The 23922-nt window shown below is 68.9% G+C and carries 24 protein-coding genes; 16 read left to right on the forward strand and 8 right to left on the reverse strand.

All coding sequences use genetic code 11. From position 1 onward, the window contains the following. Positions 1–108 precede the first annotated feature (108 nt). Positions 109–474 carry a hypothetical protein gene (locus AB0P21_RS19900; protein WP_363698555.1) on the forward strand — a complete coding sequence of 122 codons (366 nt, stop codon included), beginning with the start codon at positions 109–111 and terminating at the stop codon, positions 472–474. Here AB0P21_RS19900 and AB0P21_RS19905 read toward each other — a convergent pair. Continuing rightward, positions 467–1336 (reverse strand): LysR family transcriptional regulator, encoded by an 870-nt coding sequence (locus tag AB0P21_RS19905; RefSeq protein WP_363698557.1) that lies wholly within the window; start codon positions 1334–1336, stop codon positions 467–469. The genes AB0P21_RS19900 and AB0P21_RS19905 overlap by 8 nt on opposite strands. A gap of 83 nt (positions 1337–1419) precedes the next feature. Here AB0P21_RS19905 and AB0P21_RS19910 point away from each other — a divergent pair, with 83 nt between their 5' ends. From AB0P21_RS19910 to AB0P21_RS19920, 3 genes are all read left to right on the forward strand, one after another. After that, positions 1420–2307 (forward strand): EamA family transporter, encoded by an 888-nt coding sequence (locus AB0P21_RS19910; RefSeq protein ID WP_363698559.1) that lies wholly within the window; start codon positions 1420–1422, stop codon positions 2305–2307. 314 nt (positions 2308–2621) lie between these two features. Next, complete coding sequence (locus AB0P21_RS19915) at positions 2622–3869, forward strand: SAM-dependent methyltransferase (RefSeq protein ID WP_363698561.1); 1248 nt, start codon at positions 2622–2624, stop codon at positions 3867–3869. Further along, a complete protein-coding gene (locus AB0P21_RS19920; protein ID WP_363698562.1) occupies positions 3866–5140 on the forward strand; it encodes a hypothetical protein in 1275 nt (424 codons plus the stop codon). The genes AB0P21_RS19915 and AB0P21_RS19920 overlap by 4 nt, the downstream gene beginning before the upstream one ends. Before the next feature lie 109 nt (positions 5141–5249). Here the strand turns inward: AB0P21_RS19920 and serC are convergent, their stop codons facing one another. Both serC and AB0P21_RS19930 read right to left on the reverse strand, forming a co-directional pair. Further along, entirely contained in the window at positions 5250–6377 is a 1128-nt protein-coding gene (gene serC, locus AB0P21_RS19925) for a phosphoserine transaminase (protein ID WP_363699475.1), read from the reverse strand. Positions 6378–6544: 167 nt separating this feature from the next. Then, on the reverse strand, positions 6545–7657 hold the full coding sequence (locus AB0P21_RS19930) for a citrate synthase 2 (protein WP_363698564.1): 1113 nt from the start codon (positions 7655–7657) through the stop codon (positions 6545–6547). A gap of 103 nt (positions 7658–7760) precedes the next feature. Here AB0P21_RS19930 and AB0P21_RS19935 point away from each other — a divergent pair, with 103 nt between their 5' ends. The 3 genes from AB0P21_RS19935 to pdxH are packed head-to-tail and all read left to right on the forward strand — an operon-like array spanning position 7761 to position 10915. Then, positions 7761–8345: a hypothetical protein gene (locus AB0P21_RS19935; protein WP_363698565.1), complete on the forward strand. Its 585-nt coding sequence runs from the start codon at positions 7761–7763 to the stop codon at positions 8343–8345. Between the two features lie 31 nt (positions 8346–8376). Beyond that, positions 8377–10266 (forward strand): hypothetical protein, encoded by a 1890-nt coding sequence (locus AB0P21_RS19940; RefSeq protein WP_363698566.1) that lies wholly within the window; start codon positions 8377–8379, stop codon positions 10264–10266. A gap of 10 nt (positions 10267–10276) precedes the next feature. Further along, the gene (gene pdxH / locus AB0P21_RS19945; protein ID WP_363698567.1) at positions 10277–10915 is read left to right on the forward strand and encodes a pyridoxamine 5'-phosphate oxidase; all 639 of its coding nucleotides are present in this window, start codon (positions 10277–10279) and stop codon (positions 10913–10915) included. A 10-nt stretch (positions 10916–10925) separates the two neighbouring features. Here pdxH and AB0P21_RS19950 read toward each other — a convergent pair whose 3' ends face one another. Further along, positions 10926–13094: an MMPL family transporter gene (locus AB0P21_RS19950; protein WP_363698568.1), complete on the reverse strand. Its 2169-nt coding sequence runs from the start codon at positions 13092–13094 to the stop codon at positions 10926–10928. A 115-nt stretch (positions 13095–13209) separates the two neighbouring features. Here AB0P21_RS19950 and AB0P21_RS19955 point away from each other — a divergent pair, with 115 nt between their 5' ends. From AB0P21_RS19955 to AB0P21_RS19970, 4 genes are all read left to right on the forward strand, one after another. Beyond that, a complete protein-coding gene (locus AB0P21_RS19955) occupies positions 13210–13938 on the forward strand; it encodes a TetR/AcrR family transcriptional regulator (protein ID WP_363698570.1) in 729 nt (242 codons plus the stop codon). Between the two features lie 290 nt (positions 13939–14228). Further along, positions 14229–14522: a hypothetical protein gene (locus tag AB0P21_RS19960; RefSeq protein ID WP_363698571.1), complete on the forward strand. Its 294-nt coding sequence runs from the start codon at positions 14229–14231 to the stop codon at positions 14520–14522. Beyond that, positions 14522–15478 carry an SPFH domain-containing protein gene (locus AB0P21_RS19965; protein WP_363698572.1) on the forward strand — a complete coding sequence of 319 codons (957 nt, stop codon included), beginning with the start codon at positions 14522–14524 and terminating at the stop codon, positions 15476–15478. Before AB0P21_RS19960 ends, AB0P21_RS19965 begins: the two co-directional genes overlap by 1 nt. A 30-nt stretch (positions 15479–15508) precedes the next feature. Continuing rightward, positions 15509–16108, forward strand: coding sequence for a CGNR zinc finger domain-containing protein (locus AB0P21_RS19970; protein ID WP_363698574.1), 600 nt, complete (start codon positions 15509–15511; stop codon positions 16106–16108). Here the strand turns inward: AB0P21_RS19970 and AB0P21_RS19975 are convergent. Continuing rightward, on the reverse strand, positions 16105–16830 hold the full coding sequence (locus tag AB0P21_RS19975) for a hypothetical protein (RefSeq protein ID WP_363698576.1): 726 nt from the start codon (positions 16828–16830) through the stop codon (positions 16105–16107). The two genes, AB0P21_RS19970 and AB0P21_RS19975, sit on opposite strands and share 4 nt — an antisense overlap. Before the next feature lie 192 nt (positions 16831–17022). Here AB0P21_RS19975 and AB0P21_RS19980 point away from each other — a divergent pair, with 192 nt between their 5' ends. From AB0P21_RS19980 to AB0P21_RS20000, 5 genes are read left to right on the forward strand one after another with little or no spacing between them, the layout of a single operon-like run. Continuing rightward, positions 17023–17664 carry a TetR family transcriptional regulator gene (locus AB0P21_RS19980; protein WP_363698577.1) on the forward strand — a complete coding sequence of 214 codons (642 nt, stop codon included), beginning with the start codon at positions 17023–17025 and terminating at the stop codon, positions 17662–17664. 60 nt (positions 17665–17724) lie between these two features. Further along, positions 17725–18678, forward strand: coding sequence for an ROK family protein (locus AB0P21_RS19985; RefSeq protein ID WP_363698579.1), 954 nt, complete (start codon positions 17725–17727; stop codon positions 18676–18678). Next, positions 18675–19805, forward strand: coding sequence for an N-acetylglucosamine-6-phosphate deacetylase (nagA, locus tag AB0P21_RS19990; protein ID WP_363698581.1), 1131 nt, complete (start codon positions 18675–18677; stop codon positions 19803–19805). Before AB0P21_RS19985 ends, nagA begins: the two co-directional genes overlap by 4 nt. After that, entirely contained in the window at positions 19793–20713 is a 921-nt protein-coding gene (locus AB0P21_RS19995; RefSeq protein ID WP_363698583.1) for a hexose kinase, read from the forward strand. Before nagA ends, AB0P21_RS19995 begins: the two co-directional genes overlap by 13 nt. A 17-nt stretch (positions 20714–20730) precedes the next feature. Beyond that, positions 20731–21567 carry a class II fructose-bisphosphate aldolase gene (locus AB0P21_RS20000; RefSeq protein WP_363698585.1) on the forward strand — a complete coding sequence of 279 codons (837 nt, stop codon included), beginning with the start codon at positions 20731–20733 and terminating at the stop codon, positions 21565–21567. A 1-nt stretch (position 21568) separates the two neighbouring features. Here AB0P21_RS20000 and AB0P21_RS20005 read toward each other — a convergent pair whose 3' ends face one another. From AB0P21_RS20005 to AB0P21_RS20015, 3 genes are read right to left on the reverse strand one after another with little or no spacing between them, the layout of a single operon-like run. Further along, positions 21569–22615, reverse strand: a complete 1047-nt coding sequence (locus tag AB0P21_RS20005; protein WP_363698586.1) for an ABC transporter permease subunit — start codon at positions 22613–22615, stop codon at positions 21569–21571. After that, positions 22612–23505 (reverse strand): ABC transporter ATP-binding protein, encoded by an 894-nt coding sequence (locus AB0P21_RS20010; RefSeq protein WP_363698588.1) that lies wholly within the window; start codon positions 23503–23505, stop codon positions 22612–22614. The genes AB0P21_RS20005 and AB0P21_RS20010 overlap by 4 nt, the downstream gene beginning before the upstream one ends. Beyond that, entirely contained in the window at positions 23502–23894 is a 393-nt protein-coding gene (locus AB0P21_RS20015; protein ID WP_363698590.1) for a GntR family transcriptional regulator, read from the reverse strand. The genes AB0P21_RS20010 and AB0P21_RS20015 overlap by 4 nt, the downstream gene beginning before the upstream one ends. Positions 23895–23922: the final 28 nt, after the last annotated feature.

Raw genomic sequence — 23922 nt, forward strand, 5'->3', positions numbered from 1 at the left:
TGCTCGATCGGCCTGCGGATCGCGGCATCTTCTCTGGTGAGAACCACCGAAGGGCACGGACGCGGCCACCCCGGCCGGGCGGCCCGTCAACACCGAAGGAGAGTGACCATGGTCCGGGTGATGCTCGAGGACGCCGACTACTGCGACGTCCCGTCCGACCTGATGACGTTCGACGACGGCGTGATCGTCTTCTGGCGCGACGGCGAGGAGGTCGGCCGGCACCGCCAGATCCGCATCCGCGCCCTCGAACTGCCCGCGGCGCGCTCCTATGGGCGCAAGGTCGAGGAGGCCCGCAAGACCTATCCCAATGCCTTCCGGCTCTGGACCAAGGAGCAGGAGGAGCAACTCACCGACCTGTTCAACAACGGTGCAGGCAAGGACGAGCTGGTCGCCGCACTGGGCCGCCAACCCGGTGGCATCGAGACCCGCCTCCGTGCCCTCAACCTGCTCAGTGAGGACGAAAAGCTCACCTGACCGACGCGGCCAGCCGCTCGAGTACGGCGCGCAGGGGTGGCCAGCGGTCACGGCCACGGCGGGTCAGTGCGTACGCGCGCAGGCTGACCCGAGGTTCGCGTAGCGGGAGCACGGTGACGCCCGGGTGGGTTGGCCGGTTGAGCGGCAGCAGGGCCACCCCGTGCTGGGCGACGATGAGGTCGTCGACGAGCTCGAGGGAGTCGATGCGATGGGCGATGGTCGGCGTGAAGCCGGACATCGACGACAGGATGCGCAGGACCTCCTCGTCGGCGGTGTGGCGGGAGTTCACGATCCACGGGTGGGCGGCGTACGCGCTGAGTTCCCGGCCGGTCCCGCCTGCGGGCACGCCGAGACCCCAGGGGGACTCCCACAGCTCGACGACCTGATGCTCGCTGCGCCAGGAAGCGGGAGCCAGGTTGTAGTCATAGGTGAGAACCAGGTCCACGTCGTCGCGCGACAGCAGATCCACGGCCTCGGGCGGCTCGTACTCGGAGATCCGGACTTCGACGCCGGGACAAGTGGCGGAGAGGTCGTCGATCGCAGGCAGCAGGGATCGCCGGATGGCGCTGGCGAAGCCGGCCACCCGCACTACGCCGTGGGGCTCGGCTGCTGGGTCGAGGTCGACCCGGGCGGCTTCGATGGCGGCGAGGATGGTGACGGCATGCTCGGCCAGCCGGGCACCGGCCGGTGTGAGGCGCACCCGGCGGCCGTGCGGTTCGACGAGGGCCGTGCCGGCATCGCGGGCGAGGGCGGCGATGCCCTGGGAAACAGTGGAGGTGGTGGTGCCCAGTTCGGCTGCCACCTCGTGCATGGAGCCGAGCCTGGACAGTTCGAGAAGCAGCCGGAGCCGACGGACGTCCACCCCGCCATTGTGTTGGTTTTATGAATGGTATGTCCATCAATCTCACGTGGACGCGAACGGTCCGGATTTCGTTCACTGGAGGTATGACGAGTTCTCCCGCCCGTACCGGCGCCTCGATGGCAATGGCGTCGATGATCTGCGTCCAGTTCGGCCTGGCCGCCTCGATCGGTCTGATCGACCAGGTCGGAGCCGGTGGCGCGGCCTGGTTGCGGTTGTTCTGGGCGGGTGTCCTGTTCCTGGTCATCGTCCGGCCGCGGCGGTCGACTTTCAGCCGGCAGACGCTGCGGGTGGGGGCCGCCCTCGGGGTGGTCACCGCCGGGGTCACGATGCTGTTCATGGCGGCGGTGGACCGACTACCGCTGGGGACGGCCAGCGCCTTGGAGTTCCTCGGCCCGCTGGGCGTGGCTGTCGCGCGCGGCCGCGGTTGGGCCCGGGTCTGGGCGCTGGTGGCAGCCGGAGGTGTCGTATGCCTGACTCAACCGTGGGCGGGACGAGCCGATCCGATCGGGGTCGCGTTCGCGCTGGCGGCGGCCGCGTGCTGGGCGGCCTACATCTTGCTCACTCAGAAGGTCGGCGACTCGGTGAGCGGCATCGCCGGTCTGGCGATCTCGATGCCCGTTGCTGCCGTCGTCGCCACCATCGTCGCTGGGCCAGGCGTGTTCGGACGCCTGACCCCGGAACTGCTGCTCGTGGGACTCGGCCTTGCCGTTCTGCTGCCGGTGGTCCCCTTTGTCCTGGAGTTGCTGGCTCTGCGTCGCTTGACCGCCGGAGCGTTCGGCACGCTGATGGCCCTGGAGCCGGCCTTCGCCCTCGCCATCGGCTTCCTGGTACTGCACCAGGCACCCAACCTGCTCGCCATGGCGGGGATCGGCCTGGTCGTCGCCGCCGGAATCGGCGCCGAACGCGGCGACTCCCGCCGCCGTTCAGCCCCGGCCGCCCAACACCACAGCCAGGTCTCGGCCACGGCCTGACTCTGTTCAGCGGGGCACGACTCTTCCCGGCCGGGCACCGCTGGCCGACTTAAGCGCGGGTCAGCGTGCTTTCGACTTTCCCCGGCCGGGCACCGCTGGCCGACCTGGGCGCGGGTCGGCGTGACCCTTCGACTCTCTCCGGCCAGGCACGTTCGACGTCTCCCTGGCGGCATGCTCGACGTCCTCTCGGTGAGACGGGGGTGACGTCCTCGGCTGGGCTGCTCGACGCTGTGGTGACCGTCCGTCCGGCCAGTGGGGCTCTCGGTCGCGAGACCGCTTTGTGATCTGGTGGAGGGGTCGGCGACAATGGCGCGATGCGGGCTGAGCAGGAAGCAGATGAGCGGGCGGATGTCGCGGGCGAGGAGTCTGTCGCGCGGGCCGCGGTTCGGGCTGCGTTGCTGGAGCCCAGTGGGCTGGTCAGGGCCGTCGGATCAGGGCGGCGGCGCGGCGCGGACGCACCGCAGTACCAGCGGGTCGAGTTGCGGTACGTCGACCTGAAGGGGCTGCGGCATCTCCAGGTCACCGAGTACGACGAGCGTCAGGCGCACACCCGCAACGCGGGGGTCGCGACCGCCGACACGGTGGTCGACGAGCTGCTCGGTACGCCGTACGGGAACTGGCATGTCGAGACGACCACCGAGACCCTGCGCCTGCGGTACACCAAAAAGGGCAAGTCGCTGCTGCATCGCCAGGCCGAGCAGCACGAGCAGCAGACCTCGCACGACCGGACCAAGCAGCGGGCGCTCGATCCCGCCGCGCCGTTCCTGATCGAGCTGGGGATCAGCGACCACGCCGGCCGGGTGAAGCCGTCGCGGCAGTCGAAGTACAAGCAGATCGACGAGTTCTGCAAGCTGTTGCTGCCGGCCCTGGACGACGCGTTGTCGGCGGGCCGGATCGCGACCGGGCGCCCGCTGCAGGTGGTCGACCTCGGTTGCGGCAACGCCTACCTCACCCTCGCGGCGTACCACCTGCTGACCGCGGCCGGGCACGACGTGCGGATGACGGGGATCGATCGCACCCCGGCGGCGCGCGAGCGGAACACGAAGCGGGTCGCGGCGCTCGGCTGGCAGGACGGGTTCCGGTTCGTCGACGCGAACATCGCCGACGCGGAGCTCGAGGTCCAACCGGATGTCGTGCTCGCGCTGCATGCCTGCGACACCGCCACCGACGATGCGCTGGCCCGCGCGGTCGGCTGGGACGCTCCGCTGATCCTGGCAGCTCCGTGTTGTCACCATGACATCCAAAAACAGCTCAAGAACGTCGAACCACCGGCGCCTTACGCGCTTCTCACCAGATATGGCATCGTTCGTGAGCGGTTCGCCGACGTTCTGACGGACTCGCTCAGAGCAGCGGTGCTCCGACAGGTCGGCTACCGGGTAGAGGTGGTGCAGTTCGTGGACAGTGAGCACACGCCGCGCAACCTGCTGCTCCGCGCTGCCCGGACAGGCGCCGCAGCCGGCCCAGAGGTGCGGGCCGAGTACGAGGCGTTGACCGGGGAGTGGCACGTCACGCCGCATCTCGCGACGCTGGTCCTGGCCCCCGACCGCGAGGCGGTGCTTTGAGCTTGCTGCGCAACGCCCTGACCCTGACCGCCGTGACCCTGCTCAGCTTGGCAGGCGCCGCCGCACCAGCCGGTGCCGCCGACACCACCAGTACTACGCCGCGCTCAGCTGACACAGCAGTCGCCGGCACCGCCGCCACCACGCCGCGCACGAGCGGCTCGGCAGTCGCCGGCGCCCTCGGCGCCGCGCCGCGTACAGGCGGCTCAGCAGTCGCCGGCGCCTTGGCCGCCGCGCCCCGAGCGGGCAACTCGGCAGCGGCCGATCCGACCCCCGGGGCGCCCAAGAAGCTGTTCTCGATCGACGACCCGCGGGTGGACGAGTCCTCCGGGCTGGCCAAGAGCGCGAAGTACGACAGCATCTGGTGGACGGTGAACGACTCCGGTGACACCGCCCGGGTGTTCGGCGTCGACAAGACCGGCAAGGTCCGGATCCAGCTGAAGTTCAAGGCGCCGGTCAAGGACGTCGAGGCGATCGGGGTCGACCGCGACGGCACCATCTATATCGCCGACATCGGCGACAACAACCGCAGCCGGGACACCATCGAGGTCTACACGATCCCCGAGCCGAGCGCGCTCGAGGACGACGACGACGTCAAGTTCCACCGCTACGACTTCGAGTACCCCGACGGTCCGCACGACGCCGAGACGCTGCTGATCGAGCCGGAGACCAAGCGGCTGTACTTCGTCACCAAGGTCAAGACCAAGCCCGGAGCGTTCTACGCGGCGCCCGCGACGGCGTCCCGCGAGGGCACCAACAAGCTGACCAAGCTGGCCGACGTACCGGCCGGGCCGTACGGGTTCACCGACGGCACCTTCATGCCGGACGGCAAGACCGTCGTACTGCGCACCTACATCGACGTCGCCACCATGACGTGGGGAGATACTCCCGCCCTGGTCGCACGAGCCGGTACTCCGGTGGCGCAAGGCGAGTCGGTCGCGGTCGGGCCGCTGGGCACCGACATCCTGGTCGGCAGCGAAGGCAAGAGCTCGCCCGTCTACCAGATGGCCGCGCCCGCCAAACCGACCGCCGCGAAGCCACCTGCCGCTTCCAATCCGGTGACCCCGAAACCAGCGGCCAACGCCAGCACCGACCCGAAGAAGAGCCACAGCCTGCGCTGGATCGTCATCGGCGCTGCCCTGCTCGCGCTGATCATCACCTTCGTCACCTTCCCGGCCGGCCGCCGCGAACGCCTCGACCGGATGGCCGAGAACGCCCGCCTCACCGGCCAACCCCCACCCAATCCCCACGGCCGCCGCCGCTCCAACGCCTGACGGCTGCCAGCACTCGCCTGCGCCCCGTGCGGCGGTGAAGGGCGACCTACCAACACAGAACAGCCGCCGATTCCAGCGGAATCGGCGGCTGTTTGCTGTCTACCTCAGATCAGCGGAGCTTCTCGACCGTGTAGTCGATCGCCTGGGTGAGCTTCTCGACGTCGTCCGGGTCGACCGCCGGGAACATCGCCACCCGCAGCTGGTTGCGACCGAGCTTGCGATACGGCTCCGTGTCCACGATCCCGTTCGCGCGCAGCACCTTGGCGACCGCGGCAGCGTCGATCGAGTCGTCCAGGTCGATGGTGCCGATCACCAGCGAGCGCGCGTCGGGGTCCTCGACGTACGGGGTGGCGTAGTCGGACTTCTCGGCCCAGGTGTAGAGCCGGTTGCTGGAGTCGGTGGTGCGGCCGACGCTCCACTCCAGCCCGCCCTGGTTGTTGATCCAATCGGTCTGCTCGGCCATCAGGAACAGCGTGGACAGCGACGGCGTGTTGTAGGTCTGGTTCTTGCTGGAGTTGTCGACCGCGGTCGCGAGGTCCAGGAAGGCAGGGATCCAGCGGCCGGAAGCCGTGATCTCCTCGACCCGGGCCAGCGCGGCCGGCGACAGCAGCGCGATCCACAGACCGCCGTCGGCGGCGAAGCACTTCTGCGGCGCGAAGTAGTAGACGTCGACCTCGTTGATGTCGACCGGCAGGCCGCCGGCGCCCGAGGTGGCGTCGATCGCGATCAGCGAGCCCTCGTCGGCGCCTTCGACCCGCTTGATCGGGGCCATCACGCCGGTGGAGGTCTCGTTGTGCGGCCAGGCGTAGACGTCGACGCCGGCCTCGGCGACCGCGGCCGGACGGGTGCCCGGGTCGGACTTGATCACGGTCGGCTCACCCAGGTGCGGGGCGAGCTTCGCGGCCTGGGCGAACTTGGACGAGAACTCGCCGAAGCTCAGGTGCTGGCTCTTCTCCCGGATCAGGCCGAAGGTCGCGATGTCCCAGAACGCGGTCGAGCCGCCGTTGCCGAGCACCACCTGATAGCCGTCGGGCAGCTGGAACAGGTCGGAGACACCCTGCTGGACGCGGGCGACCAGGTTCTTGACCGGGGCCTGCCGGTGCGAGGTACCGAGCAGCTTGGCGCCTTCAGTGGCCAGGGCCGCGAGGGCCTCCGGGCGCACCTTGGACGGACCGGCACCGAAGCGGCCGTCGACGGGCTTGAGCTCTGCGGGGATTGTGATGTCGCTGGTCACCAGCGTGTTCCCTTCGTCGTCTGCTGAAGATCTCGCCGACGACGCTGTCAGCACTCAACAGTGTTCCACATCGCCGGCCACCGCCCGCCGCGGGTCTCAACAGACGCAAACGAGCCGCCGGCACAAGCTTCGTACCAGCGGCTCGCTTGCAATGCATTACTTGAGGTTGCTCAGGCCCACTTCTCGTTCCAGCCCTCGATCTCGGTCGCCGGGCGGGACGCCGGCCCGGAGTAGATCGCGGATGGCCGGATCAGCCGCCCGGTGCGCTTCTGCTCCAGCACGTGCGCGCTCCAGCCCGCGGTCCGGGCGCAGGTGAACATCGAGGTGAACATCGGCGGCGGGACCTCGGCGAAGTCCAGCACGATCGCGGCCCAGAACTCGACGTTGGTCTCCAGCACCCGGTCCGGCCGGCGCTCGCGCAGCTCGGTCAGCGCGGCCTGCTCCAGCGCCTGGGCGACCTCGTACCGCGGGGCGTCCAGCTCCTGCGCCGTACGCCGAAGCACCCGCGCCCGGGGGTCCTCGGCCCGGTACACGCGGTGCCCGAAGCCCATCAGGCGCTCGCCGGCGTCCAGCAGCCCCTTCACGTACGAGCGCGCGTCGCCGCTCTTCTCGACGCCCTCGATCATCGTCAGCACCCGGGCCGGCGCGCCACCGTGCAGCGGACCGGACATCGCGCCGACGGCACCCGACAGGGCCGCCGCGACATCGGCGCCGGTGGAGGCGATCACCCGGGCGGTGAAGGTGGACGCGTTCATGCCGTGCTCGGCGGCGGAGGTCCAGTAGGCGTCGACCGCCTTGACGTGCTTGGGGTCGGGCTCGCCGCGCCAGCGGATCATGAACCGTTCGGTGATCGTGCTGGCCTTGTCCACCTCACGCTGCGGCACCATCGGCTGCCCGGTACCGCGAGCTGCCTGGGCGACGTACGACAGCGCCATCACGGCCGCGCGGGACAGGTCGTCGCGCGCCTGGACGTCGTCGATGTCGTAGAGCTGGCGCAGACCCCAGGCCGGGGCGAGCATGGCCAGCGCGGACTGGACGTCGACCCGGACATCACCAGTGTGCACGGGGAGCGGGAACGGCTCAGCAGGCGGCAGGCCCGGGGTGAAGGCGCCGTCGACGAGCAGACCCCAGACGTTCTCGAACGGCACCCGGCCGACCAGATCCTCGATGTCCACGCCGCGGTAGCGAAGCGCCGAACCTTCCTTGTCCGGTTCGGCGATCTGGGTGTCGAAGGCGACGACGCCCTCGAGGCCGTGCTGAACTTCGGTCTTGGGATCTGACATACCCTGCTGACTCCTTTGTCCGACGTAGGCGCTCAGGCAGCATAGTTCTCCGCCTCGCCACACGGACAGATCTGTGACCGGTTCGGCGATTACGCTCGATCGCATGGCTGGTAAAACGAATGTCCCGCTCGGCGTCGTGATCGGTCTGGTCTCCGGCTGGCTCGCGACCATGGTGGTGTCGCACGCCGGGAGCAGGTTGCTGCGCCGGACCATGGTCTTCGACGACGACCTGACCGGAAGCCTGCCCTGGGTGGTGCTGATCCTGGCGGTGGCGGCCGGGCTCGGCCTGTTGCTGTCGATCCGGACGATCGCCGGTGGGGCTCTGGTCGGCGCAGGGCTGCTGCTGACGGCCGTCTCGCTCGCGATCCAGTTGCTGCCGATCCGGCAGGCGGTCGATCTCACCAAGATCTTCGAGGTCCCGGGCACGCGGTACCGGGGCTATATCGCTTGGGACGGCTCGATCCTGTTCATCGGCACGCTCCTGCTGGTGCTCGGCATCTCCCGGGTGCTCTCCGACGGCAAGGCCGGCCGGTCCCGCGCCCAGGACTCGTTGCCCTACGGGCAGTACTCCACCCAGCACCCCGCTCAGCACCCAGCCCAGCAGTCGCCGCAGTACCCGACCCAGTACCCCGCGCAGCAGCCGCCGCAGTACCCCGGGCAGACCTTCCCGAGCCGCCCGCCGGAATAACTTTCCCGGCCCTGGCCGCATCTGGCAGGGCATGGAAACAGTTGTCGCCTACGCCTTCGACCGCTTCGCCGGTCCGGAGCGGGCAGCGGCCGGGGTACGGCGCGTCGAGGCGTACTACGGCGAGCTCTGGGAAGGACAAGCCAGACGCGACGGCTGCGACGCCGGAACCGTCGGCCTGCACAACTGGAGCCGCCGAGAGCCCAGCAACCGCTGGCCTGCCTGGCGTGACGACGACCAGCTCTGTGTCGCCAGCCTGTACGTTCCGCTCGGCTACCAGTCGATCGTCGGCGACCTGGCGCCGCAGCGGGCCGCCACGCCACTAGCGCGAGCAGTGCTCACATCCCCGGCTCGCATGCTGGAGCTGGCTCCTCCCTTCATGCTCTCGGTGCTCAACCCAGCCGACGAACGACTGGACCTCTTCACCGACTCGATAGGCCTCGGTAGACTCTTCCAACTCCGTACTGCGGACGGCTGGGTGTGGAGCAATCGCCCAGTCGCCGCCTGCCTCTTCGCTGATGTCCCCGTCGCCGCCGCGAGCAGGGGTTGGCAGTACGCCGCCGGCTGCGGCTGGTTCATGGGCGACACCACCCCGTACGACCGGGTGCTGACAGTGCCCGGCGCCACTCGCATCGTGATCGAGGGCCGTCGCAACCGGCGTACCGTCTCCAAGATCGATGCCACCAGCATCTGGTCGGGTCCCAGTGCCGGGGAGTTGTCGCCACGGCTGGTCGAGGAGACCGCGGAGGACCTGCGAGGGATAGCCCGCTCGGTGAGCAAGCTGTGGCCCGGTACTCCGACCGTGGATCTCAGCGGGGGCAGGGATTCGCGGGTAGTTGCCGCTGCGTTCCTGTCAGCCGGAGTAGACCTTAAGCTCAACAGCTACGACGCAGTACCGGGGGAGCTGGCGGTAGCAGAGCAGTTGGTGGAAGCCCTTCCCTACAAGGTGGATCACGCCATCACCCGCCGCGCGGCAGCCAAGCCGGTGCCTACGCCTGAGGTGGTCGCCCGGATCAGACGCTGGCACCGGTACGGCGAAGGCCTGCGTCCGGCCAGCTACCTGTTCCACAACCCGCCGGACGGCCTGGCCGGTGTCTCGCACCTGGTGATCGGCGGCGCCGGCAGCGAGGTCGCCCACGGCCACTTCTACCCACGGGACGTGCTGGCGCTCGACCAGCACTCACTGGAGACGAAGCTCGCGGCCTTCACCGAACGGCTGCAGGCGAGGCTCGTCCCCGCCAGCGGCCCATCGTCGGTAGCCAAGGACGCAGTGACGGAACAGATCCAGCGAGTGTTCCGCGAGGCGATCCAAGGCGGCCTCGAGAACGCCAAAATGCTCGACTACTTCTACGTGGTTGAGCGGCTCCGGCGCTGGGGGACCGCAGGCGAGCGGACCGGGGTGGTCTCGCCGCTGCTCATCCCCGCCTTCATCCGAGGCGCGTTCTCGCTGACCGCGCCGCAGCGGTTGGGCAACGAGCTGCACCGGGCCCTCATCAAGGAGCTGGTACCGCAGTGGGCCGACCTCCCGTTCTTCACACCGCAGCCAGCCGGACCCCGCAAAGCACCACAGGTCAAACGACTCGGCGAGGCCCCAGACCGCGACCTGATCGCCCAACTACTCAAAGCGGACACCTCCGGAGACTTCGACCCCGCAGCGATCCAGCACCTCTGGAAGTCATCCCTGGCAGGCCACACGACCGCAGCCGATGAACTGCCCCTGCACCAGCTCCTCTGGCGAGCAGTCTTCGACGACCACCTCGCCGAGGTCAACCAGCACATCACCCAGCCGGCACCCACCCCTGCCCCGAGACCGATACCCCGCCAGAGCCCCCTGCCGACCCGCCTCCGCCGCAACCCGACCGTACGACGCCTGGCCCGCACCACCGCCTGGCGCGCTGTCCGGAGGAGGTTGCGGTCCTACTAGGCTCAGTCCCGTGGACCTTGGAGAGATGCGGGAGACGTACGGCCTGGGCGAGTTGCTCGAGGATCAGGTGAACGCCGATCCGGTGCAGCAGTTCGGGGTCTGGCTGGCCCAGGCGACCGAGGCCGGTCTGCACGAGCCCAACGCGATGGTGCTCGCCACGGTCGACGCCGACGGCAAGCCCTCGGCGCGGACCGTGCTGCTGAAGGGCCTCGACGAGCGCGGCCTCGTCTTCTACACCAACCAGCAGTCCCGCAAGGCCGACGACCTGGCCGCCAACCCGGCCTGCGCGCTCGTCTTCCCGTGGCACGCGATGGAGCGCCAGGTCCGGGTCGAGGGCGTCGCGAGCAAGCTGCCGACCGACGAGGTCGACGCGTACTTCGCCTCCCGCCCGCGTGGTTCCCAGCTCGGCGCTTGGGCCTCCCAGCAGAGCCAGCCGGTGGACTCCCGCGAGGAGCTCGACCTGCAGTACTCGTCGTACGAGCGGCAGTGGCCGGAGGGCACCGAGATCTCCACCCCCTACTTCTGGGGCGGCTACCGGATCGAGCCGGTGGCGTTCGAGTTCTGGCAGGGCCGCACCGGGCGTCTCCACGACCGCCTGCAGTACAAGCGGTCGGGAGACATCTGGCAACTGCAGCGCCTGCAGCCCTAGCGCTGCAGCGCTAGGCCCGGGTCAGCTCACGGTCCTCGACCGGCTCCTCCACGGCAGGCCCGGTCTCCCGGAAGCCGTGCCGCTCCCACCACTTGGCCAGCGGCGCGGGAGCCCACCAGTTGGCGCGACCGAGCAACCGCATCGTGGCCGGCACCAGCAGCGCGCGGACCACGGTCGCGTCGATGGCGATCGCGATCACCAGGCCGATCCCGATCATCTTCACGAACACGATCCCCGAGGTGGCGAACGCGCCCACCACGATGATCAGCAGCAGCGCGGCGCTGGTGATGATCCCGCCGGTGCGCTGCAGGCCGAGCGCGACCGCCTGGCTGTTGTCGCCGGTGCGGTCGTACTCCTCCCGGATCCGGCTGAGCAGGAACACCTCGTAGTCCATCGACAGCCCGAACAGCACCGCGAACAGCAGCACCGGGTTGGTCGCGTCGAGGAATCCGGCCGGTGTGAAGTCGAGCAGCCCCGACAGGTGGCCGTCCTGGAAGATCCACACCATCGCGCCGAACGAGGCCGACAGCGACAGCACGTTCATCAGCAACGCCTTGGCCGGCAACACCACGGAGCCGAAGGCAACGAACAGCAGGATGAACGTCACCAGGATGATGAACCCGGCCATCCACGGCACCCGCTCCCGCAGTACCTGCAGCAGATCGACCAGCGCAGCGGTGTCACCACCGGCCTCGACGGTCACCCCGGCCGGCGGCTGGATCGCGCGTACGCCGGTAACCACATCCCTGGCCGGCAGCTCCTGCGACGTGTAGTTCGTGTGGACCACGACCGACGCGACACCATCCTTGAAGCCACCGACATGCACCTCGGCAACATCCTTCACCTGCCGAAGCTCAGCAAGATAAGGCGTCAGTGCCTCGGGCGACGAGGTCCGAGCCGAGATCAGTACGTCGGAACCGCCCGCCCCCGCGAAGTCGCTCTGCAGCACCTCGGTGACCGTGCGGCTGTCGGCGCCGGAGGGGAGGGCCCGATGGTCCACACCACCCAACTGCGCCTGCAGGAAGGGGATGCCGAGGACGAGCAGCAGCGGGACCAGGACGACGACGTACCGGATCGGGCGGCGCATCACGCTGTGCGCGAGCTTGTACCAAGCGCCGTGCTCACTGGACCCGAGACCGCCGCCGCGCTTCAGGAACGGAAGCCGCAAGCTGTTGACCCGATGGCCCAGCACGGCCAGCAGAGCAGGCAGCGCGGTCAGCGCGGCGATCATCGCGACCAGCACCGCGGCCGCGCCGCCGTACGCCATCGAGCGCAGGAACATCACCGGGAACAGCACCAGGCTGGAGATCGCGACCCCGACGGTGACCCCGGAGAACGCCACGGTCCGGCCGGCCGTGCTCATCGTCACCGACAGGGCGGTCTCGACATCGTTGCCTAGTGCAAGTTGTTCGCGGAACCGGGTGACGATGAACAGCGCGTAGTCGATCGCCAGCCCGAGGCCGATCATCGTGACGATGTTGATCGAGAAGACCGAGACGTCGGTGAAGGTGGTCAGCGCGCGCAGTACGACGAAGGCCCCGAGGATCGCCAGCGCGCCGACGAACAACGGCAGGCTGGCCGCGACCAGACCACCGAAGACCACCACCAGCAGGACCAGCACGATCGGCAGTGAGATCGACTCGGCCTGGACGATGTCGTGCTCGGTCTGGGTGTTCACCTCGTCGAAGACGGCCACCTCGCCGCCGACCTTCACGTCCAGCCCGGCCGGTGCGGTCCTGACCTGCGAGGCGATCTGGTGGAAGGTTGCCAGCCGCTCCTCGGGATCGGCCCCCGCCAGCGTCAGTACGGCGTACGTCGAGTGCTGGTCCTTGGAGACGAAAGCGGGCGACTTGGTGCTCCAGAACGTCGCCGTGCGAAGCACCTCGCCGGCCGGCAGCCCGCTCAGGTGTCCCTCGACGCTCTGCCGGAAGTCCGGATCGGCGGTGGTCTGCGAATCGCTGCGGTAGAGCACGATCACGTCGGTGCCGGTCCGCCCGACGGTCTGCTCGATCGTCCGGACCGCGCGGTACGCCTCGGTGTCCGGCGCCTCGAAGCCGCCGTTCGCGAGCGAGCCGAAGACGCCGGTGCCCCAGGCGAGGGCGGCGGCCACGAAGACGCCGGTCAGCGCCAGCACCAGGCGGCGCCGCCGGTAGGTGAATCTGCCGAGTGTCTCGAACACGTGGGCCCTCCCGCGGGCGGTACATTGAACAGTGGTCGCTGAAGTGAACACCGTTAACAGTTAACGGTGTAAACTTTAAGCTGCTCTAGGGTCTGCCTGTCAAGGAGAGGAACCTGTGGATCTGACAACGGGGGAGACCAGGCGGGACCGGCAACGGGCCGCCACGGTCGCCGAGATCAAGGCCGCGGCGCGCAAGCTGCTGGTCGAGGGCGGCGTGTCCGCCGTCGGCCTGCGCGCGGTCGCCCGCGAACTCGGCCTCAGCGCCCCCGCGCTCTACCGGTACTTCGGCAGCCACGAGGACCTGATCTCCACCCTGGTCGCCGACCTGTACGACGAACTCACCGACTTCCTGATCGCATTGCGCGACGGCGACCCGGCCGCCGAGCTCGGCGACAAGCTGTTCCTGGTGGCCGGCGGACTGCGCGACTGGGCCCTCGGTCATCCGGCCGAGTTCGGACTGCTCTTCGGCGCACCCGTGCCCAACCCGGACGCCGACGACCACGACCTGACGCCTGGTCACCAGGCGGCGATGCGGTTCGGGGCGGTCTTCAAGGACCTGGTCGCGGAGGTCTACCGGCAGCGGCCGTTCCCGCATCCGTCCGACGAGCAGCTCGGACCGGAGCTGATCGCGCAGCTGTGCCAGAAGTCGGACTTCTTCGACGGGATGCCGCCCGGCGCCGTCTACCTGTCGCTGACCTACTGGACGCGGCTCTACGGGCTGATCTGCATGGAGGTCTTCGGGCAGTTGCACTGGGCGCTCACCGACGCCGGCGCCTATTTCCAGGCGCAGCTGTTCGAGATCGGCGAGGCGCTCGGGCTCGACTGCCCACTGCCTGGGCAATAAAAAAGACCCGCAGGCACTTCCTGGGACACGACCGGGTGGTCGAACCAAGGGTCAGGCAGACTTTCCTGACTACCTGCGGGCCCGGTGACTGGCGTCGTACTGGCTAGCCACATGCCCACCACTGAAAAAGTGGCCGACGGGACTCAGCCCGCCATCACCTCACGAGTCCGATTGCAATTCATGCGTTGGACCACCTCCCTTCGCGTGTACTCAGAACCTACGTCGCGACAACCACCCGTTCAACCGGTTTTCGCCGACAGATGAACGCGGCCGTGTGGTCCAATCCGGTCATGGTCTTCAGGCTCGGATTACCCGTCCTCATCATGCTGGCCGGAACCGTCTGGTTCGCCTGGTCGTCGTATCGCCGGGCTGCCCTCGCCGAGCAGACCGTGGCCGAGCTGAACAGCGAAACCAAAGCGCTGCTGCAGGAGGTCCGGTCGCTCGAGAAGGCGGTCGCGGCTGCGGAGCAGGGGCTGCGTACGCTCAGCTCGCATCCGTCGGTACCGCGCGACGTCGCGCTCACCGCCGATCTGACACTCGCCGACATCCGGCGACTCACCGAACGCAAGGAGCTCGAGGGCTGATGGCCAAGCTGGGGAACGCGACCGCGATCAAGACCGCCGGGGGCGGCGCCAAGGGCAAAGTGATCGGCATCGCGATCGCGATCGTCGTGCTGGTGATCATCTTGTTCAACATCTTCAACTTCGCCAGCACCGACGCGAACAAGATCGGCCTGCACTACGGCGGCGGTGTGATCGAGGACAAGAAGTTCAAGTCGATCATCACGCCCGGCTCGACGAACAAGATGATCGGCCCCGGCGACACCGTCTACGCCTACCCGATCGACCAGCGGTCGTACATCATCGGCGGCGCCGGCGCGGACACCGAGAACGCCGACGAGGTCACCGTGGTCAGCAAGGACAACGTCCGGCTCGGCGTCCGGGTCCAGGTGTACTTCACGCTGAACCGGGACAAGGCCGTGATCCAGTCCTTCCACGAGCGGATCGGGCTGAAGACCGAGGCCTACGAGGACCGCGGCTGGAACGCCATGCTGCAGTCCTACTTCCGGCCGCAGATCGACCGCGCGCTGGCCGCCGTCGGCACCAACTACAACTGGGCCGAGCTCTACAACAACGAGGCCAAGAAGGCGGCCTTCCAGACCGCCGCGGCCAAGGAGTTCACCCGGCTGCTGCCGGCCGCCGTCGGCGGCGACTACTTCTGCGGCCCGTCCTACAACGGCTCCAACGGCTGCGGCGAGCTGTCCTTCACGATCCAGAAGCCGACCCCGCTGGACAAGGGCATCATCGACGGGCTGGAGGCCAAGCAGCGCGCCGACCTGGCCCGGCAGGCCCAGGTGCAGAAGAACGAGCAGGTCAACGTCGAACTGCAGTCGGTCAAGCAGCAGGTCGCGATGCTCGGGGCGAACGGCTACCTGCTGAAATCCGCGATCGAATCGGGCAAGATCCAGTTCATGGTGATCCCGCAGAACGGCAACGTGAGCATCCCGGTCCCGACCCCGGCCACGACCACCCCGCGCTGACCGTTGTCCGCGCTCTCGTCCCATCTCGAGTTGGTCCAGGGCGTCGTGCTGCCCAAACCGGTCGGCGCCGATCCGGTCCTGGACTTCCTCAACACCCGGTCCGAGTTCGACGGCCGCGGCCCGGCGGCCAGCGAGTGGCTCACGTCGTACGAGGCGTTCGTGATCTGGAACGGGTACGTCGGGCTGCTCTCCGACGCGAGCGTCTTCCGGCTGATCGAGCAGGCCTCGGGCCGGCCGACGGACGCCACCCGTCGGCTGGACGCGGCCAAGGAGTTCCGAGCCGACCTGTACGACGTACTGACAGATGAGGCGGCCACCGGTTCGTTCGACGCAGTCGCGCGTGCGGTGGCCCGTGCCACCGCACGCCGGCAGCTCAGCGCAGTACCGGCTGAGGGGATCGGGGTCCGGGCCTCCTGGGAGCTCCCGGAAGACCTGGGCCTGCCGCTGGACCAGCTGGCGCTACTGGCCTCGGAGCTGCTCACCGGCACTGCCAGAGACCACATCCGGCTCTGCCCCGGTGACAACTGCGGCTGGTTGTTCCTGGATCCCAGGGGGCGCCGCCGCTGGTGCTCGATGGCCACCTGCGGCAACCGGGCCAAGGTGCGCGCCCATGCGGCCCGTGCTCGCTAGTTGAAGTCAGCTGGGTCGACCAGGATCCAGGTGTGCTTGGCGCGGGCCAGCACTCGGCCGTCGGAGTCGTAGAGGGTGCTGGCGGTGTGGGTCTTGCGGCCGTCCTCGGACAGCACCCGGCCCATCACCACGCAGGGCTCGCCGGGTTGCGGGCGGGCATCGATGGAGGCCGACATCTGGCCGAGCACCGATGGGCGGCCTTCCAGGTCGATCGCCCAGCCACCCGGGCAGTCGAGGGCAGACCAGAGGAAGACCGGGTCGATCAGTCCGTCAGCGGCAGCCAGGTTCGCGGCCGGCAGCCAGATACACGCCGTCCGGCCATCACCTAGCGGGCCCGGCTTCAGCTGCAGTCCCTCGGCGTTCTCGGGACCGCAGACGAAGCAGCCGGGGAAGGGGTGATCGGCCAGCCCCCTGTACTGCGCCTCCGCTGCCAGCGCCTCCTCTGGAGCAACCCCGTCGACAGTGCAATCAGCCAAGGCGTCCGCGTCCACCGGAACCGCTTCGGCGACGACACCGGCCGCGCTGGTCAGCTTGGCGCCGGTCGACTCGACCAGCAGTTCCAGGTCGGTCTCCATCGGCGGCGGCACCAGCAGACGCACCCGCGGGACTGTGTCCGCGGTGGTCACCGCTGCCAGCGCAGTACCGACGAGACCTGCGACATAACCACCATTGCCTGACTGAGCCGGGCCCCGGAAGCGCGGCGAAATCCGCGTGGATGTCATGACGAAGGACCCTAGTCCCCGCTGTTTGCGCGCCGGATAGCGGGGATTCCCGTGATTTCTGAGGTTCTTTTCAGATTTACTGCTCCGAGCACTCTCATTCAAACGTCCGTTTGAACTATGCTGACTCCAGGCTACGGCGCGTGAGCAGGTGGGGTGCCTGAGCGAGCAGTGGCCGGGGGGAAGGAGAACTCTGTGGAAACACCCGTGGAATCAACCCGGGAAAGGCTGCTCAACATCGCCGAGCAGAGGTTCGGCGAGGGTGGTTACGAAGGAACCTCGCTGCGCGCGATCACTGTCGCCGCGGCCGCAAATATCGCCGCGGTGAACTATCACTTCGGCTCGAAGGAAGCGCTGCTGCGCGCGGCGGTGGCGCGCGCGATGGCGCCGGTCAACACCGAGCGCCGGCGTCGGCTGGACCAGCTGGAGGCCAAGGGGGATCCGTCCGCGGAGCAACTCATCCGGGCCTTCATCGAGCCCGGCCTCGACCTGGTGCTGCGCCGCGGCGAGCGCGGTCCGGTGGTGGCCCGGTTCATCGGCCGGGTCGCGTTCGACCCGAGCCAGCGGATCCGCGAGCTGTACGCGGCCGAGTCCGATCCGGTCGAGGCGCGGTACCTGGCCGCGCTGCAGATCGCGTTGCCCCGGGCGGCGCCGGAGTCGGTGGCGTTCGGCTATGTGAACATGCTCGGACTGCTGGCGCTGCACCAGTCGCAAGCACTGACCAGGGCGCCGGGTCTTGAGCCCGCCGACATCGACGGCGGTGAGGATCCGGGCAAGCTGGCGGAGAATCTGATCGCTTTCCTGGTCGCCGCTTTCGACCGGGGGCTGCGCGCCTGACTGTCCAAAAACTGCTCACGGATGTTCGAACTGGCAGGTAACGCTGCATAATGGCGCTCCGTGGACCCCTGTGAAGTCGTGGTTGCCGTCGATCTCGGTGGAACCCGGATGAAATGCGGCCTGGTCGCCGCCGACGGTGCCGTGCTGCACCGGGAGACCAGGCCGACTCCTCGTGCCGCTGGGGCCCGCGCAGTGCTCGACGCCCTGCTCGAAACCGTGGTGGAGCTGGCTCAGAAGGCCGCTGCCGACGGTCACCGCGTGCGCGCGGTGGGCGTCGTCGTACCGGGCATCATCAACGCCGAGACCGGCACGGTCGTCGCGGAGAACCTGGCCTGGTCCGGTACGCCGGTCCTGGCCGAGTTGCAGGCCGCGATCGGACCCGGCCAGCAGGTCCTGCTGGCCCACGACGTGCGCGCGGGTGGTTACGCGGAGCTCCGGCAAGGAGCACTGACCGGTACGACGAACTCGCTCTTCCTCCCGCTCGGCACCGGCATCGCCGCCGCGATGGTCGTCGACGGCTCGCTGGTCAGCGGCGACGGCTACGCAGGCGAACTCGGCCACACCAGGTTCATCCACGGCAGCGCCGCCGAGCAGTGCGCCTGCGGCCAGTGGGGCTGCCTGGAAACAGTCGCCTCGGCCGCCGCCCTCGCCCGCCGGTACGCCGTACGCACGGGTCGCGTGGTCGACGGAGCGCGCGAGGTGCTCGAGTTGCTGGCACAAGGCGATGCCGACGCCGCGGTGGTCTGGCGCGAGGCACTGGCCGCGCTCGTCGATGCGCTGGTCCTCTACACCACCCTGGTCGCGCCCACCCGGATCGCGATCGGCGGCGGCCTGGTCGGGGCCGGCGAGACCCTGCTGGCGCCGCTGCGCGAAGGTGTTCACGCCCGACTGACCTTCCAGCGCGAGCCGGAGATCGTGGCCGCTGTCCTGGGCGAGGAGGCCGGCATGCTCGGCGCCGCCCTGATGGCCTGGGATCGCGTGACTGCTGACGAGAGCGGAGACGAAACGCAATGACGACGTATCGGGTGGCCCGGCTGGTCACCCCGGACGATGTCCTCGAGAACGCCTGGCTGCAGGTGGTCGACGGTGACATCCACTCGTTCGGCCGGCGCTCCGAGGGGATGCCCGCGGACGGCAAGCGCCCGGAGGACCTCGGCGCGGTGACCGTGGTGCCCGGGTTCGTCGACATCCACACGCACGGCGGTGGCGGTTCGACGTACTCGACGACCGATCCCGAGGAGGCGCGCAAGGTCGCGGCCTTCCACGCCAAACACGGCACCACCACGACGATGGCCAGCCTGGTCACTGGACCGCTGGACGAGCTGGTCTCGCAGACGGCCTGTCTGGCCGACCTGGTCACCGACGGCGTGATCGCCGGTGTGCACCTGGAAGGGCCGTTCCTGTCCGCCGCCCGGTGTGGGGCGCACGAGCCGACGCTGCTGCGCGACCCGGTCGAGGGCGACGTGGCCAAGGTGCTCAGCGAAGCGGTGAAGATGGTGACGATCGCGCCGGAGCTGCCGAGCGGCCTGAACGCGATTCGCCAGGTCGTCGACGCCGGGGCGGTCGCGGCGCTCGGGCACACCGACGCGACGTACGAGCAGATGATCGAGGGCGCCGACGCCGGCGCGACGGTGGCGACCCACTTGTTCAACGGGATGCGGCCGTTCCACCACCGCGATCCCGGTCCGGTCGGCGCCGCGCTGAACGACCCGCGGCTGCTGCTCGAAGTGATCAACGACGGCATGCACCTGGATCCGCAGGTGGTCCGGGTCGCGCTCGCCGCGGCCGGGGTGAACCGGATCGCGCTGATCACCGACGCGATGGTCGCCACCGGGATGCCCAACGGGCGCTACCAGCTGGGCAGTCTCGAGGTGGACGTGAAGGACGGTCTGGCGACGCTGGCCGAGCCGCCCCACTCGATTGCTGGCAGCACCTTGACGATGGATGTTGCCTACCGCAACGCGGTGAAGGCCGGGGTCTCCCTGGTCGACGCTTCGCGGATGGCCTCCACCACCCCCGCCGAGGCGTTCGGCTGGTACACCGTCGGCGGGATCGAGACCGGCAAGCGGGCCGACCTGGTCCTGCTGGACGAGGATTACCAGGTCCAGAAGGTGATGCGGGCCGGCTCATGGCTGGACTGATCGGGACCGTCACCCTCAATCTGGCGCTCGACGTCACGTACGGCGTCGACGAGCTGGTGGTCGGTGGCAGTCACCGCGTCGGCGAGGTGCGCCAGCGCGCGGGCGGCAAGGGCATCAACGTGGCCCGGGTCGCCGCGACCCTCGGGCACCAGGTGCTCGCGCTCGGCTTCGTCGGGGGCCTGACCGGCGAGCTCGTGGCCGAGGAGCTCTTCGACGCTGGACTGACCGCGTTGCTCACGCCGATCAACGGCGAGACCCGGCGAACCGTTGCCATCGTCAACGGTATCGACGGCGACGCGACGATCTTCAACGAGGCCGGGCCCGAGGTGTCGGCCGACGAGTGGCGAGCCTTCCACGACCGGCTGCCGTGGTCGAAGCTGGGTGTGCTGGCTTGTTCGGGCAGCCTGCCGCCCGGTCTGCCCGCTGATGCCTATGCAGAGTTGGCCATCCAGGCCCGGCAGCACGACGTACTGTCGGTGATCGATGTCGGTGGCGACGCGTTGGTGGCAGCCGCGAAAGCCGGCGCCATCGTCCGCTCCAACTCTGCCGAGCTTCGCGAAGCGCTGGGGGATCTCAGTGTCGAAGAGGGCGCCCGGCAACTGGTGAGCGCCGGCGCGACCGCTGCCGTGATTACCGACGGCGCTCGCGGAATGGTTGCTGCCAGCAACAATGGAATCTGGCGCGCGCTGCCGGTCGAGCGGGTCGCGGGCAACCCGACCGGCGCCGGAGATGCCTGTACTGCGGTCGTCGCGGCCGCTGTCGCCGGCTCGGCCGAGCCCGACTGGCCCGAGGTGCTCAAGTCTGCCGTGGCGGCCTCGGCTGCCGCCGTCCTCACCCCGGTTGCCGGGGACATCGATCTCGAGGCCTATCGACGCTGGCAGCCGCTGGTCGTCGTCCAGAGCCTCTAACCACAAGGGAGTTCGCTATGCCGCTGGTTTCCGGAGCCGAGGTCGTGCTGGGTGCCGCCAAGGACGGCCGTGGGGTCGGCGCGTTCAACGTGATCCAGCTGGAGCACGCGACCGCGCTGATCGCCGGGGCCGAGCAGCTCGGTGCGCCGGTGATCCTGCAGATCAGCGAGAACGCGGTGAAGTACCACGGCGCGCTGAAGCCGATCGCCGTCGCCACCCTGGCCGCCGCGGCCGCCTCCTCGGTGCCGGTGGTCGTGCACCTCGACCACGCGATGGACCGCGACCTGGTCACCGAGGCGGTCCAGCTCGGCTTCACCTCGGTGATGTACGACGCGTCGAAGCTCGACTACGCCGACAACGTGGCGGCCACCACCGAGGTGACCAACTTCTGCCACGACCACGGTGTCTTCGTCGAGGCGGAGATCGGCGAGGTCGGCGGCAAGGACGGCGTGCATGCTCCCGGCGCCCGGACCCGCCCGGACGAGGCACTCGCCTTCGCCGAGGCGACCGGCGTGGACGCGCTCGCCGTCGCGGTCGGCTCGTCGCACGCGATGACCGAGCGGACCGCCGAGCTCGACTTCGCGCTGATCAGCGCGCTGCGCGACGCAGTACCGGTGCCGCTGGTGCTGCACGGCTCGTCCGGTGTCGCGGATGCCGACCTGACCCGGGCGGTCGAGGCCGGCATGACGAAGGTCAACATCGCCACCCACCTCAACAACGTCTTCACCGCCACGGTCCGCCAGGTGCTGACCGACCAGCCGAACCTGGTCGACACCCGCAAGTACCTCGGCCCCGCCCGAACTGCGGTCGCGACCGAGGTAGCTCGCCTGCTGAGCTTGCTGAAGGCGGTCTGAACTAACTCAGGTCACGCCTGATCCGCCAGAAGCAGAAGCCGGTCAGTCCTGCCGCCAGCAGCAGGAACAGGCCGAACTCGCGCCACTGCAGATCCCAGAACCTGTTGGCGGGCTGGTACTTGATCAGTTGCCGGTAGCCATCATCCGCGAGCCGCTGGAAGCAGCTGCTCATCGGTGGCCGGGGTGTGGTCTCCTGCGCGTTCGGCGGTGGTGGGCCGCACTCCGCGATATAGCTCGGCAGCGTCTTCTGTACTACGCCGGCGGAGTTCACCGTGTGCTCGGACAGCTTCCAGTTGCCCTCGCCCTCGAGTTTCGCCTCGAGCTGCAGCACGACCGGGTCCTCCTCCGGCCCGGACAGCTGCAGTCCTCGCATGTTCTCGGCCGTCACGATCACGTTGGCCTCGGCCGGCGTCATCAGGTGTGGCCGGAGCAGCATCGGTGACAGCACCTCGACGGCGATCACGGCGGCCAGGGTGATGGCGATCGCCACCACGCTGCGGCGGACGACGAGGCCGACGGCGACGCCCAAGGCGAACGCGAAAGCCGCATAGCCGATCGGCACGATGCCACGGGCGCCGAAGACCGGGGGCAGAAGCCTTGGGATGTTGAAGATGCCGGCGGCCTGACCGGTGCCGATCGCGTCGTCGATCGGGTCGGACCACCAGGTCACCGCGAGGCTGAGCAGACCGGTGACCACGATCGCGCCGAGGCCGGTGACGGCGAGCTTGGTGACCAGCCAGCGGGTCCGGGTGATGCTCTGGTTCCAGACCAGCCGGTGGGTGCCGGCCTCCAGTTCCCGCGCGATCAGGGGTGCGCCCCAGAAGGCGCCGATCACCGGCGGAGCGGCGTACAGGAGGACCTGGCCGACGGTGTAGAGGTAGGTGTTGATCCGGTCGAACTGGATCTGCTTGAGGAAGCCGCCGGCGTACTGCTGGTAGTCGTCGGCCAGACCGGGGCCGGTGACGGTCAGGAAGACCGTCAGGATCGCGACGGCGACGATGAGCACCAACGCCTGCAGGCGGAACTGCCGCCAGGTGAGCCAGATCATCGCTGGACCTCCAGCAGGTGCCGGTTGCTGTTCTGGGGTGCTGAGGAAGAACGGCCCATGTAGGCGAGCACGACGTCCTCGAGGGTGAGCTGCGAGACCGTCCAGGCCGGATCGAGGATCGGCTCGTCGGTGCGGACCAGGAAGGTGGACTGGCGATCGGTGTGGCTGGCGGAGATCACGTGCTGGTTCTGCGGCATCGACTTCTCCTCCCGGCGCGGGCCGACCAGGCGGTAGTGGGTGGCGAGCAGGGTGTCGATGTCACCGCTGATCTGCACCCGCGAGTCGACCAGCACGATCAGGTAGTCACAGGACCGCTCGACGTCCGAGACCAGGTGCGAGGAGAGGATGACGCTCAACTCCTGCTCGGTGACGGCGGCCATCAGGTCCTGCAGGAACTCACGCCGGGCCAGCGGATCCAGCGCCGCGACGGGTTCGTCGAGGATCAGCAGCTCGGGCCGTTTGGCGATGCCGAGGGTCAGGGCGAGCTGCGCGCGCTGACCGCCGGACAGCTTGCCGGCCCGCTGCTTCGGATCGAGCCCGAGGCTCTGGATCCGTGCCTGGGCCAGCGTTTCGTCCCAGCCTGGGTTGAGCCGCGCGCCCAGCTTGAGGTGGTCGGCAATGCTCAGTCGCGGGTACGTCGGGGTGTCCTGGGCAACGAACCCGACCTTGGCCAGCTGCTGTCCGCCAACCGGCGCATCGAGTACTTCGATACTCCCGGCGGTCGGTGTCAGCAGCCCGACGGCCAGGTTCAGCAAGGTGCTCTTACCGGCGCCGTTCGGGCCGACCAGCCCGACCACGCGACCGGCCGGGACGTCCAGTGTGCAGTCGGTCAGCGCCCAGCGGCGGCCGTACTTCTTGCCCAATCCCTGGGCTCGGAGGGCGGTGCTCACGCTATGTTCTCCTGAGCACCGGCCCGAAACGTGGCCTGGAACAACGCCTCGATGCTCTCGTCGTCCAAGCCGGCTTTCCTTGCCTTGGACAACCACAGCTGCAGGTCCCGGCGGAGCGGGGCGTGAGCGGCCAGGCTGTGGTCGGCCAGCGTCCGGGTGACGAACGTGCCGCGGCCCGGCCGGGCGGCGACCAGGTCCTCGTGCTCCAGCTCGCGATACGCCTTCAGCACGGTGTTCGGGTTGATCGCCAGCTGCCCGACCACGTCCTTCACGGTCGGCAGCTGATCACCCTCCCGCAACAACCCCAGCCGCAGCGCGTTCTTCACCTGCTGAACGATCTGCTGGTACGGCGACACCCCCGAGCGCCCGTCCAGATGGAACTCGATCATCCTCAACCCCATTCATCTAGTTAACTAG

The sequence above is a fragment of the Kribbella sp. NPDC056861 genome, from assembly GCF_040687575.1.
Lineage (GTDB): Bacteria > Actinomycetota > Actinomycetes > Propionibacteriales > Kribbellaceae > Kribbella.

Coding starts and splice junctions, on each gene's coding strand:
- AB0P21_RS19900 (WP_363698555.1), top strand. CDS start 109: ATGGTCCGGGTGATGCTCGAGGACGCCGACTACTGCGACGTCCCGTCC.
- AB0P21_RS19910 (WP_363698559.1), top strand. CDS start 1,420: ATGACGAGTTCTCCCGCCCGTACCGGCGCCTCGATGGCAATGGCGTCG.
- AB0P21_RS19915 (WP_363698561.1), top strand. CDS start 2,622: ATGCGGGCTGAGCAGGAAGCAGATGAGCGGGCGGATGTCGCGGGCGAG.
- AB0P21_RS19930 (WP_363698564.1), bottom strand. CDS start 7,657: ATGTCAGATCCCAAGACCGAAGTTCAGCACGGCCTCGAGGGCGTCGTC.
- AB0P21_RS19935 (WP_363698565.1), top strand. CDS start 7,761: ATGGCTGGTAAAACGAATGTCCCGCTCGGCGTCGTGATCGGTCTGGTC.
- AB0P21_RS19940 (WP_363698566.1), top strand. CDS start 8,377: ATGGAAACAGTTGTCGCCTACGCCTTCGACCGCTTCGCCGGTCCGGAG.
- AB0P21_RS19960 (WP_363698571.1), top strand. CDS start 14,229: ATGGTCTTCAGGCTCGGATTACCCGTCCTCATCATGCTGGCCGGAACC.
- AB0P21_RS19965 (WP_363698572.1), top strand. CDS start 14,522: ATGGCCAAGCTGGGGAACGCGACCGCGATCAAGACCGCCGGGGGCGGC.
- AB0P21_RS19975 (WP_363698576.1), bottom strand. CDS start 16,830: ATGACATCCACGCGGATTTCGCCGCGCTTCCGGGGCCCGGCTCAGTCA.
- nagA (WP_363698581.1), top strand. CDS start 18,675: ATGACGACGTATCGGGTGGCCCGGCTGGTCACCCCGGACGATGTCCTC.
- AB0P21_RS19995 (WP_363698583.1), top strand. CDS start 19,793: ATGGCTGGACTGATCGGGACCGTCACCCTCAATCTGGCGCTCGACGTC.
- AB0P21_RS20000 (WP_363698585.1), top strand. CDS start 20,731: ATGCCGCTGGTTTCCGGAGCCGAGGTCGTGCTGGGTGCCGCCAAGGAC.
- AB0P21_RS20005 (WP_363698586.1), bottom strand. CDS start 22,615: ATGATCTGGCTCACCTGGCGGCAGTTCCGCCTGCAGGCGTTGGTGCTC.
- AB0P21_RS20015 (WP_363698590.1), bottom strand. CDS start 23,894: ATGATCGAGTTCCATCTGGACGGGCGCTCGGGGGTGTCGCCGTACCAG.